This window comes from Chitinophaga sp. SVR4-12A, assembly GCF_056754765.1.
Genome location: NZ_JBPGWP010000001.1, coordinates 5,616,928 through 5,629,195, shown reverse-complemented (window position 1 = coordinate 5,629,195; position 12,268 = coordinate 5,616,928). Strand labels below are relative to the sequence as shown.

The window sequence follows — 12,268 nt, the reverse complement described above, 5'->3', positions numbered from 1 at the left end:
TCTATGACGGCTCCCACCAAACTAACAATGTTCGAGAACAGGCTGGCTAAGGTCTTCCGCCACCTGCGCAAAACTGCGCGCCGACAGGAGATCACCTGTTACCGTGTGTACGATGATGATATCCCGGAATTCCCGTTCAGCATTGAGATCTACGAACAATGTGTGTACGTGGCCGAATACCAGCGCCGCCACGGTATGACGGAAGAGGAGCATGAAGAATGGCTGGAAAGCTGTATAGAAGTGATCTCCCGTATACTGGAGATGCCTTCAGAAAACATCTTCATTAAACAGCGTCAACGTAAACAGAACCGACAGGCGCAGTATGAGAAGCTTTCTTTTGAAAAACATGAGATGACCGTTCATGAGGCCGGGCTCAAATTTAAAGTGAACCTCAGCGACTACCTGGATACCGGCCTGTTCCTGGATCACCGCATCACCCGCAGCCTTGTGCGGGAGGAAGCAAAAGACAAACAGGTGCTGAACCTCTTCTGCTATACCGGCTCCTTTTCCGTATACGCTGCAGCCGGCGGTGCAAGCAGCGTTACTTCGGTAGACCTCTCAAAAACATACCTGGCCTGGGCTGAAGACAATATGCGCCTCAATGATTTTGATCTTCGTGCCCATCATTTTGTACACGCTGATGTACTGCAATACCTGGATACACTATCCCCCAACACTTTTGACCTCGTGGTAGTAGATCCGCCTACCTTTTCCAACAGTAAGCGCATGAAGGATTTCCTGGATATACAAAGGGATCATGTGAGCATGCTGAATAAAGTATTACAGGCTACCAAACCCGGTGGCGTTATTTATTTCAGCAATAACTATCGCCGTTTTGTGCTGGAGGAAGATCAGATAAAAGCCAGCAGCATCAAGGATATTACGGCGCAAACCTTGCCGTTTGATTTTCAGCAGAAGATGATCAGGAAGTGTTATAAGATTGTGAAGTGAGGGCAGGTAATTGTTAACAGCCGATTAAGATTTTCTATCCATCCAATTACTTAATATCGGGGCGCTTCCGAGATCTTACTCTGAAGTAAAGGATATTTTTTTCTTATCTAAAAAGCACAAAATTTTGACCATCTGCCGGTAGGTAAAGGCATTGGGCAGAGAGCTTACCCAGCTCGAATTTGCATGATGTTCACTACTTCACATTGTCCGTCTTCTTCAACTCCTTCACCAATTTCAAAAACTCCTTGCGGTAGCCGCCTTTATCAGGCCCTAGTGACTTCTTAGCTATAGACGTTACCATAGCTGCATTGCCCTGGCCCTTATAACCGGATTTACGCAGTAACATTCCCAATAAAGCTACAGAACTGGCAAAACGGAAATCATCTGAAGCATCTTGAAAAGCAGTGACCTTACCGGGGATCTCATAATCCATGGTAAGCGTAACACTATCAGCAGGCTGGCGGTACCAGAGCTTTACCTCGCCCAGTACGCTGTCTTCTGCAGCAGCAGTACTATCCCGGGGAATGATCTCATACAACGCTACAGAACAATGGCCAGCCCCGATAATGCCTCCTACCACTTTATCGCCGGTGGTATTATCTTCTTTCAACACTTTATTTTCATAACCGATCAAACGGTAAGCCTTCACTACAGCCGGATTGAACCATACCTGGGCTTTGGTATCCTGCACAATGGTAAAGAGCGTGCTGCCAAATTCACGGGCAAAGATCTTGTTGGCTTCCTCCAGGTTATCGATATAGGCAAAGTTGCCGTTGCCTTTGCTGGACAATGCTTCCAGCTTGGAATCTTTATAATCGCCCATGCCAAAACCAAGACAGGTGAGCAGTACACCGCTTTCCTTCTTTTGCATGATCAGTTCCTCCATTTCATGATCGCTGGTCTGCCCTACGTTAAAGTCACCATCAGTAGCCAGGATCACGCGGTTATTGCCATTGGGGATGAAGTTCTCCACCGCGATCTGGTACGCCATCTTAATAGCCGCTTCTCCTGCAGTGGCGCCGCCTGCGCTCAGGTAATCAATCGCGTTCAGGATCTTTTCTTTCTGATCTCCTTTGGTAGCAGGCAACACAATGCCCGGCGTACCTGCATAAGCTACGATGGCTACGCGATCATTAGGGCGCAGGTTATTCACCAGCACACGGAAGGCCGCCTGCAGCAGCGGCAGTTTATTCTGCGTGCCCATAGAGCCTGATACATCTATCAGAAATACCAGGTTACTGGCGGGGAGGCTGTCTATATCCACCTGTTTGGCGCGTACAGCTATCTGCAGCAGGTTATGTTTAGGCTCCCAGGGACAAACCGCATAATGACTGTGAATGGCCAGTAGTTGGTTGCTATCAGGAGGAGGATAATCGTAATGAAAGTAATTCACCATTTCCTCGATGCGCACAGCATCCGCAGGTACATGTTCTTTGAGGCGTACAAAGCGGCGGATATTGCTATATGCGGCGCGGTCTACATCCAGGGCAAAATTGGAAGTAGCGCTCTTCATCGTCTCTACAAACTTGTTCTCGTAAATGGTGCCGTAAGTTTCATCGAAGAAGGTGTTGATGCCCATACCGGTGTTGCCGTAATTGGGATTGGAGCTATGGGCAAACCTGGCTTTGGCTTTTGCTTTGGCAATCGCGAGCTCGCTGGATGACTTTTCTTTGTCTTTCGGTACCAGCGCCACCAGCATACGGCTGAAACGCTCTATGGCTATGGTGCGGCTGCTATATCCCGGCAGTTCAAACAAAAGATGGGTGCCGCCGGAGGGTATGACTATACGAAAAAGGCCATAGGAGTTACTAACTACCTTAACCGTATCATTCACAACGCTCACGGTTACCCCGGGCAGAGGGTTATGGGTTATGCTGTCTTCTACCGCTCCCGTTACCCATGTTGTTTGTGCGCCCGCTGGTACAGTGGATAATATGCAGAAAAGCAAAGCTAGCAGCTCACGCATGACTAAAATTAATAATTAATAATGAATAATGAATAATTAATAGTGGCAGCACAGGTGTTCCGTCCTGTTAGTGGTAGTGCCCTTATTGTTAATTATTAATTATTCATTATTAATTATCTACTCGATGAGCTGATAGATCTCGGGAAGGTTACGTCCGAGACCATCATAATCAAGGCCATAACCCAGGAGGAATTTATTGGGCACAGAAAAACCCAGGTAGTCGATCTTGATAGGATGCAGCAGCGCTTCGGGCTTTGTAAGCAGCGCTGCGATCATCAGTTTTTTAGGTTGCTGGTGCTCCAGCTGCGGCAGGAACTGATGGAGTGTTTTGCCTGTATCTACGATATCCTCGAGGATCACTACGGTGCGGCCATACAGGTCTTCATCCAGGCCGATAGACGTGACCACGTTGCCGGTAGATTTAGTGCCTTTATAAGATACCAGCTTGATGAAAGAGATCTCTGCCTCAATGGTCAGGTATTTGAAAACATCGGCGGCAAACATGAATGAGCCGTTCAGGATGGCGATGAACAAAGGCTTTTCCCCTTCCAGGTCTTTATTGATCTGGGCGGCCATTTCCTGTATACGAAGCTGTAATTCTTCTGCGCCGATATAAGGCTGGAACTGTTTATCGTGCACTTTTATGATCGACATGCGGATATCTGTTTTAGCAATTGTTGTTTATTTTCCTACCAGCAGGCGTTGACCTATCTTGATGTCGGTGCCGGGCAGGTTATTCCATTGCTGCAGCTGCTCAATGGTGATATTATAGCGTTTGGCAATGCCATAGGCCGTTTCTTTCGGCTGTACATCATGATATTGCAGGATGCCCCGTGCAGGTGCCTGTTGCTGCGCAGCAGGCTTCACCGGTGCAGGGGCCGGAGCAGGCACTGGTCTGGCAGGACCCTGGGCGGTGCTGCTACCGGATGTATTTCCCTCTCCCAGCTTCTTCAAATCTTCTATCATTCCGGATGGTATGCCGCTGGTATTATTGGAGGCCGGTGCAGGGGCAGGCGCTGCCGGAGCAACAACCACTTCTTCCTCCGGTTCCTCTTTTACACCCTGTCCTTCTTTGCTGAGCGAGTAGTTCTCAGCTTCTTCATCCTCTTTGGCTTTAGATCCTTTTGCCAGGCGGGGCGTGTTACTGGCATAACCGTCAAGGGCCAGCTTCTCACCGGCTGCCGGCTCCTCTCCTTCATGCAGTTTATTACGCCTGCGCAGCCACTTTATCTGGATGCCTTCTGCCTGGGCTACCGCATGCATGGTTTCTCCCGCCGCCACTACATGAAAATCGTCTTTACCCTTTTTGCTTTTCTTTTGCAGGAAGATGAGCATATTGGAAGTCAGCGGCGCATCGCTGGAAAGATCGTTGTATTTCAACAACCTGCTGAGGCGGATGTGCTGCTCGCTGGCCACCTGGATCAGCGATGTGCCTGCGGGCAGGTAGAGTACCTTACGGCCGTTGATCTCAAACTGTCCCCTGGGATACTGCTTTACGGCAGGCTGCTTCACAGGTGGTTTGGCGGATGCTACCGGCTTGCTGCTGGCAGGACGATCCTGTACACCGGGACGAGGATTGTTATTTTCAACAGGCGTAGTTCTTGCCACTCCCATTCCTTCCTCCGTGTATTGCTCCAGGTTGTAGTCTTCAATTATTTTGATAAGCTGCTGCGGATAGGTTCTGCTGGTAGCATAACCGGCCTGTTTAAGGCCATAGGCCCAGGACTTATAATCTTCCGGGTCAAACTGGAACAGGAAAGCGTAGCGGGGATTGTTCTTCAGAAAGGCGGAATGATCGCGGTAAGAATCTGCAGCGCTGCCGTATTTACGGAAACATTCCTGCCGGGCGTCGTCATCATAGTTAACGGTCTCTCCTACCCAGTTGTTCTTACACTTGATCCCGAAATGGTTGTTGGAGTTGAGCACCAGCCAGCCGTTACCGCTTTGCGTTTCCAGGATCCCCTGGGCCAGCTTGATAGAGGCCGGGATGCCCGAACGGCGCATCTCGTCTACAGCAATATCCTTATACCTGGCAATATATTGCTGTGTGGTCATGGTTTGTGCTTTCAACAGAGGCATGCAGCCAATAAGAAAACTAACCACTAAACAAAATTTTCTTACTCGCATGATGAAAATTTAATGGGATAGTAAATAGTATGTTGTTGAGTTAGTTGTTTTTCCTGATCATCAACAATCCGTCGCGGATGGTAAGCAGCAGCTGCGTAGCCCTGTTGTCTGCTTTTACTTTTTCGCAGAACCTTACCATGGCTTTGGCGTTGGCACTTTGCTGCTGCTCTTCCTGCAGCACCTCGCCATGATAAAGCACGTTATCGGCCAGTATCATACCACCGGGACGCAGCTTATCCCACACCAAATCGTAGTATTGGTCATAGCCCTGTTTGTCGGCATCGATGAACACCAGGTCGAATGTTTCCTGTAGCTGGGGAATAATATCGGCCGCTTTGCCTATGCGGAGTTGGATCTTTTGTTCAAGGCCGGCTTCTTTAAAATAGCGTTTACACATCTCTTCGCGCTCCTCGTTGATGTCAAGTGTATATAAAAGTCCGTCGGCACTTAGTCCCTGGGCCAGGCATATGGCTGAATACCCGGTGTAAGTGCCTATTTCCAATATGCGGCGCGGTTGCAACATCTGGCTGACCATGGTGAGGTACAACCCCTGCTGGTGGCCGCTCAGCATGTGTGGCTGCTCCACCTTCAGGTATGTTTCACGGTTCAGGCGGTTCAGTACATTGCTTTCAGGGCTGCTGTACTTATCCGCATATGCTTCTACCGCTACAGGAATAACGTCCATATGCAAGGAAAAATTTCTGCAAACCTACGGAAAAATGCTAAAAAGCTGAATGCTCAAGGCCCAACGCCCTTATATCAGGCGCCCGGCATTGAGCATTCAGCAGCTGCTATACTTATTAGAAATTAGGTCTTAACTTGTTGGTAGTGTAGAATACACGGAAATATTCCACCACTTCATCTGCCGTATCGAATAGCTTCAGCAGACCAAGATCTTCCGGACTGATATTGCTCTCTTTCTCCATCATCACGGTGCGGATCCAGTCCAGCAGGCCGCTCCAGTACTCTTTACCCACCAGCACCATCGGCGTTTCCGTCATCTTTTTGGTTTGAATAAGGGTGGCCACTTCAAAAAATTCATCCATGGTGCCAAAGCCTCCGGGCATCATCACAAAGCCCTGCGCATATTTGGTGAACATTACCTTGCGCACAAAAAAGTAATCAAAGTGCAGGTTCTTGTCGTGGTCCACAAAAGAATTAGGATACTGTTCATGCGGAAGGGTAATGTTAACGCCTACAGACTTTCCTTTACCCAGCTGGGCACCTTTATTGGCCGCTTCCATTACACCGGGACCGCCGCCGGAGATAATGCCGAACCCGTCTTCTGCCAGGCGGCGGGCTATTTCCACGGTAAGGTCGTAATATTTATTACCCGGCCTGGTACGGGCAGACCCGAATACCGATATACAGGGCCCCATTTTGGCCAGGGCCTCGAAGCCTTCTACAAACTCTGCCATGATCTTGAAGATCTGCCAGCTGGAGTGGGCTTTAGTCTCCGTCCAATCTCTCTCCTTCAGGTTTTTTAAAGTGCCATTCATCTTTCAATATGTTTATCAGGACAGCAATTTAGCGAAATTTTCAGTTGTCAGTTGCCAGCCAACAGTTGTCAGTGATTGAAGTTTTGCGATTATCGTCAATTTACAACTGATAACTGTTAACTGACCACTAACAACCTGATAAAAAAAGAGCAGGTAACTTGATAGAAACCTGCTGTACATTTAACACGTTATGAACGTGCAGTCGCTTATGTTCAATAAGCGCTGCATTATCTTTATCCAAAGTCAGCTATAATTTTTTGCTATAGACGGAAGCCGTAAAACCGGTATATTATGCACATGCCTTCACGTACAGAAAACTCTTTTGGTGCTATTAGAAAAGAATTAAAACGGGTTAGAAAGTGATGAAACACTGATCTGCCTGATGCATAATAACGTGGTTTTATCAAAAATTAATAATAATGTTCCTTATATCCTAATTTTTTATTAAAAAGTTTTGTTTTCCGTTCTTCAATGCCCGTATGCTACCGTTCCATATAAAACTACCGCTGAGGCCTTCCGGTAAAGTGATCTCTGCCGATACGCCATCGCTTCCCATTCGTTTAAGCTTTACCGTTATATCCCCTTTCGGATGCGGCATGGTGCCAGATACTTCCTGCAGCGCGCCCATAGCAGGTTGGATCTTCACGGCTTCAAAGCCGGGACTGTCGGGCATGATACCACAGATGGTTGCCAGGAAATCATAATTTGGGCTGGCGCTCCACGCATGACAGTCAGAGCGTGTAGGCTCAGGATTTTCTGCAAAGGTGGTCAGTCCGATCTGCAGCATATCCCGCCACGGCTTCAGCTGCTCGTAATACAACGATGCCATGCCCGCCTTCTTCAATGCCTGGTTCAGATAAAAACGATAGTAGAAAGTGGCCTGGCTGAGTGTGCTGTCTTCGAGCACCCGTTGCAATACGGTCTTTTCTTTGTCGGCCGGTATGGCGCCTGCCAACACAGCAATAATGCCGGCATGCTGGCTGAACGTTTTACGTTCAGGCGTATTAGCCATTTCATTACGGCCCTGGTCAAAACAGCGTTCATAAACAGCCTGGTTAATGGTTGCTGCCAGCTGCTTATAATGCTGCGCTTCCTGTTGATGGCCGTAATGCGCAAACAATGCTGCAGCCTGTTGTAAGGTGTAGGTATACTGCAACGTAATCACTGACGAGTTACCATCTGTAGCTCCATCAGGCGTACCATTCGGGAAGGCATGGTTCCAGTCAACAAAGCCCCACCAGTCCATTGGCCCCAGCATATTTTTGCTGCTGTCGATATGTTTTTCGTACCAGTCCAGCACACCACGCATGGCGGTAAGATATTGCCGTATAAAAGCATCATCCTTACGGTGCATCCAGTAATCATACACCATCGATACCCAATACAGCGAAAAAGGCGGGATCACCTGCAGCCGGTTACTCGGATAGCGGCCCTGTGTAAGGCCTTCCGGTACACGGGAGCAGTAGAAGTCATGAATGGCCTTACGCATCAGGCGATCATCTCCCGTAACATACAATGATATGAGTGATTGTATACGGGTATCTCCTTCATATTGCAGCTGCTCGTAGTATGGACAGTCAAAATAGGTTTCACCGGCACATAGCCTTGCCGTACGCCATCCCACATCCCATATCGCTTTCAGGGAGGTATCATTGCTGGAGAAGCTGGCTTTCTGTACAAAAGGGTAACCGGTATACATGCCCTGCAGATCTTCGAGTATCAGAGGCTCATTGCCTGTAGTGATGTCCAGCTGCAGGTAGCGGTAAGTACGGAACCACAGTGGGCGGAACAGGCGTTTATTGCCGCCATCGGGCTCAAACACATCGAAATTCCCCCTGATCTCGCGGCCTTCTATTTCATTGCGGTTGCCCTTTCCATGTGCATTGAACAGGGCTTCTGCATACGTCATCTTAATGCTACTGCCCGCGCCTTTGCTGACAGTCAGTTCGGGATAAGCCACAGTGTTAAAGGTCTGATCCAGCAGGAGGCTTACTTTCTTATTGGCAGGTATTGTGAGCGGTTGACCACCGCCCAGGAAATTATCTGCGGCCGTAATACCTTCCGCCCTTCGTACTTTCAGCAGCCGCTGCGGCGTTTCTTCCATCAGCGGGATAGTACGCGGCGTGAGACACCACAGGTTATCAGAGCCCTGGCCCACCGGTACCGGGGTGCTGACAGAAACTGCTGCAGGCCAGGTGTTATCGTTATAGTCCGGCTGCTCCCATCCCCAGGGATAGTCCGCTGCCTTTACCTGGTCGCCAGGACCGATCACCATGTAGCTGTGCAGGCGTGGCCCGTTATCTATAGAGCAGGGCTGATAAGCTTTATCAATGTATACTTTCCAGGTTTTGTCTGTATTAACGGCCTTTTCGTCGCCGGTATCGCCCTGTATTACCAGGCCTGTCTGGTTGGATACCTGGGCCACCGGCGCGTATACGCCCATGTTCCAGACCAGCGCCGCCAGCACATTACGACCGGGACGCAGGTAAGGCGCCAGATCCACGGTTTCGAAATTCCAGTTATAAAGATCGCCACGGGCAGGACCGCTGCATACAGGTTTTCCATTCACCCAAAGGCGGTAGCGGTTGTCGGCAGAAATATGGATTATGTAATGTTCCGGCTGGTTCACCAGCTCCATGGTCTTACGGAAATGATAAACACCGTAATCACGCTGTGCAGCCTGCGGGGCAGCTATCCAGGAAGATTTCCAGGGACCTTTCAGTAATGACGGGTTCACCCGCGGCAAGTCCTGTGCAGACAGCCTGAGGGATAGTAAAAAGAACAAACAGAGTACCTGCAAGAGAGATCGCTGCATACGTGGAATTTGCTTAGAAAGATAAGCATTAATGCAGGATAATTGTCCTATAGTGTCCTATAGTTTAAGGTTTGAGGTCTGAGGTTTGAGGTTTGAAGTTCGTTGAATGTTAAAAGTCTGATGCATGCCCCAGGCGTGACACTTGTCACTAACATGGAACTTTTAACGAACCTGAGACCTCAAACCTCAAACCTCAAACTACAAACTACAAACTATTGGCGATTTCTTCCGCCAGTCCAAACGACAATGTCATCCCCGCTCCTCCAAGACCATTAATGATGATAACATCTTTTTCCGGTTGTAGCACGAGGTTCGTTTGGCCATTGGTCAGTTTGGGATAGATGCCATGCCAGCGCTCCTGTATGGTAACAGCAGGCGCCTGGAGAAAAGTATGCATGTATTGCAGGATCAGGTCATTAATGAATTCCTTGTCAAAAGGTGCAAAGTCAGGGCCGTACTCGTGGGAGTCGCCGATGGTCAGCTCTCCTGCTCCGTTCTGTGATACCAGTACGTGCACGCCCCATTGCAGGTATTGCGGCATTTCTTTTTCTATGCGTTGCCGCAGTGCCGGTAAACTGGTACAGGTGTTGAATGCGCTGTAGTGCAGCAGGGTAAGGCCTGCACAGAGGGCAGGTCCCAGCTGCCAGTTGCCTGGCTGTGGCACGGTACGCATCATCTGCAGTTTGCACTTGGTGATACCTGTGTTTGCAAACTCCTGTGGGTACAGGGTTTCAAAATCAGCGCCGCTGCAGAGAAATACTTTATCTACTTGCCAGGATTCTTCTTTGGTATTGATGAAGGGCATGGAGATGCCGTTAACAGCCGTATTGAAACGCAGTGTTACCTGCAGCTCATGCTCCAGCCAGGCGGCAATGCGTGCGCTGGCCTCGCGTGGGTTCACGGTCATTTCCGTAGGACTGTACATGGCGCCCAGCAAACCGGCAGTCTTTACGGCGCTGCTACGCACACCCACCTGTTGTGGTGTTAACAGCTCACAACTATAGCCATTGTCAGGCGCTGCCTGCACAAACTCTTCTAATACGGCCAGTTCATCTTTCTCATATACCAGGTGCAGTGAGCCCGTCTCGTTGCATTCCAGGCCAGTGACAGCTGCCAACTCTTTCCAGATACGGCGGCTGGCCATGGCGCGGGAGTAATGCTCCCCTGCCTGCTGGCCAATAGGCCATACCAGTCCGAAGTTGCGGATAGAAGCGCCCAGCGCGCGGCTGTTACGCTCAAAGATCACCACCTTCTTACCCTGTCTGGCAAATTGATAGGCAGTAGCCAATCCTGCTATACCAGCGCCGATAACGGCGATATCTGCGTGTTTCATTAATCCAGGTTTGAAGTTTGAGGTTTGAAGTTTGAGGTTTGAGGTTTGAGGTTCGTTAGACGTTGGAGATTGACGGCAAGTGTCAGGCCTGGAGCATGCATCAGACTTCTAACATTTAACGAACCTCAAACCTCAAACCTCAAACCTCAAACATTTAAATAATATCCAGGATCTCTTCCAGTGCATCCACCAGATGCGTATGCGGTCCTTCCTGTAGCGCTGCTTTTGAATAAGCGCCGGTAGTGATGCCGATCACAAAGGGACAGCCTGCATTGGTGCCTTCTTCCAGGTCAGACAAGGTATCACCTATCTTGGCTACCTGTTGAATACTGCGAACACCCAGCTGTTCCATAGCGCGATAGATCATATAAGGATAGGGGCGGCCCTGCGGAACTTCATCGCTGGTAATCACCGCATCTATCACTCCATTGTTTAGCCAGCCTACCCTTTTCAGGATAATATCAGTAATGGCCCGGTCAAAGCCAGTGTCTAATGCGATCTTAATTCCACGCTGTTTCAGTGTGCTCAATACCGCGCCTGCGCCGTTCTTTTCACGCACACCTTCATGATGCAGGTAATGATCGCTCATCTGCTGTACAAAGTGCTGGTGCAGGCTGTCAATAAAGGCCGGATCATTATACCGTGCAACCTGCTGTTGTTCCAGCAGGTAGCGGATGGCCCGGGGCTTTGCATAACCCATTACCTCATTTACCGCTGGCAGGGATACGGCTACTCCTGCATATTCCCGGATCACTTGCTGTAATACCAGGCCTACATTGGATTCATCATGCAGGGTAGTTCCTGCGATATCGAACACTGCTAATTGTATGTCCATGGTCAAACCAGTCTTTTAGATGGGCACAAAGGTAGGGAAGCCTGGCCAAACGGTTTAGTATTTATAAACTATTTAACATTAGGATAAAGTACATAAAAAAGGGATAAGGCCATTTATCGCCTTATCCCTTTCCATATGTTTTCAGTGAGGTTACAAGCCTACGTTAAAGCCCATCGTGATCTGCGGGCGGTTCTGATAGGGAGAACGTACATTCTGCAGTACATCATACAGCACCATGATATAAAAAGCGGAATAGCCCGAGCCTAAAGGCTGGGAATAGCCGCCGCCCAGCAGCAGGCTGGATACACCGTAGCTGGACTTGCTGGTTAGCTTGGGATCCACCGTATAATCTGTCAGCTTCTCGCTTACATGGTTGTATTCGGGTTGTGCATGCAGGAACAACATTTCCAGGGGATAAAAACGGCCCCATACCCCGCCGCCAAAAACAGTGTACTGGTAGCGGAACATAGTTTCGCCGCTGGCATACTTATCCTTTTCCGATGCATACTGCGCATTAATGTTAATACCTGCAGCAAACATATCAGAAAAACGATAGCCTATCAGGGGAGACACATTGATGTTAGTATAATCGCCGAATACAAGCCCGAGCGAGCCCCCTATCATCATCCTGGAAGGATCAAAGCCTTTCCGGGAAGCGGTATCCGTTTTATAATACTGTGCATGGGCCAACCGGATACCACCCAGTAATAACAGGCATAAAAGCAAACGTTTCATAGTTTTC

The 12,268-nt window shown here is 49.1% G+C and carries 10 protein-coding genes; 1 reads left to right on the top strand and 9 read right to left on the bottom strand.

Annotated elements, in window-relative coordinates:
- Positions 1-27: 27 nt before the first annotated feature.
- Entirely contained in the window at positions 28-951 is a 924-nt protein-coding gene (locus tag ACR9Y8_RS22885; RefSeq protein WP_481215577.1) for a class I SAM-dependent methyltransferase, read from the top strand.
- A gap of 193 nt (positions 952-1,144) precedes the next feature.
- Here the strand turns inward: ACR9Y8_RS22885 and ACR9Y8_RS22880 are convergent, their stop codons facing one another.
- The 9 genes from ACR9Y8_RS22880 to ACR9Y8_RS22840 form a co-directional block, all read right to left on the bottom strand.
- Positions 1,145-2,917, bottom strand: a complete 1,773-nt coding sequence (locus ACR9Y8_RS22880) for a YfbK domain-containing protein (RefSeq protein ID WP_481215576.1) — start codon at positions 2,915-2,917, stop codon at positions 1,145-1,147.
- A 117-nt stretch (positions 2,918-3,034) separates the two neighbouring features.
- Positions 3,035-3,571, bottom strand: a complete 537-nt coding sequence (gene hpt, locus ACR9Y8_RS22875; protein WP_481215575.1) for a hypoxanthine phosphoribosyltransferase — start codon at positions 3,569-3,571, stop codon at positions 3,035-3,037.
- A 27-nt stretch (positions 3,572-3,598) separates the two neighbouring features.
- Positions 3,599-4,972 (bottom strand): glucosaminidase domain-containing protein, encoded by a 1,374-nt coding sequence (locus tag ACR9Y8_RS22870; protein ID WP_481215574.1) that lies wholly within the window; start codon positions 4,970-4,972, stop codon positions 3,599-3,601.
- 112 nt (positions 4,973-5,084) lie between these two features.
- Positions 5,085-5,729 (bottom strand): O-methyltransferase, encoded by a 645-nt coding sequence (locus tag ACR9Y8_RS22865; RefSeq protein ID WP_481215573.1) that lies wholly within the window; start codon positions 5,727-5,729, stop codon positions 5,085-5,087.
- Positions 5,730-5,844: 115 nt separating this feature from the next.
- Positions 5,845-6,543: an LOG family protein gene (locus tag ACR9Y8_RS22860; RefSeq protein WP_481215572.1), complete on the bottom strand. Its 699-nt coding sequence runs from the start codon at positions 6,541-6,543 to the stop codon at positions 5,845-5,847.
- A 433-nt stretch (positions 6,544-6,976) separates the two neighbouring features.
- Positions 6,977-9,358: an alpha-L-rhamnosidase-related protein gene (locus ACR9Y8_RS22855; protein WP_481215571.1), complete on the bottom strand. Its 2,382-nt coding sequence runs from the start codon at positions 9,356-9,358 to the stop codon at positions 6,977-6,979.
- A 205-nt stretch (positions 9,359-9,563) separates the two neighbouring features.
- A complete protein-coding gene (locus ACR9Y8_RS22850) occupies positions 9,564-10,691 on the bottom strand; it encodes a TIGR03364 family FAD-dependent oxidoreductase (protein WP_481215570.1) in 1,128 nt (375 codons plus the stop codon).
- A gap of 154 nt (positions 10,692-10,845) precedes the next feature.
- Complete coding sequence (locus tag ACR9Y8_RS22845; protein ID WP_481215569.1) at positions 10,846-11,526, bottom strand: HAD hydrolase-like protein; 681 nt, start codon at positions 11,524-11,526, stop codon at positions 10,846-10,848.
- 150 nt (positions 11,527-11,676) lie between these two features.
- The gene (locus ACR9Y8_RS22840; RefSeq protein ID WP_481215568.1) at positions 11,677-12,261 is read right to left on the bottom strand and encodes a hypothetical protein; all 585 of its coding nucleotides are present in this window, start codon (positions 12,259-12,261) and stop codon (positions 11,677-11,679) included.
- Between the last annotated feature and the right edge of the window lie 7 nt (positions 12,262-12,268).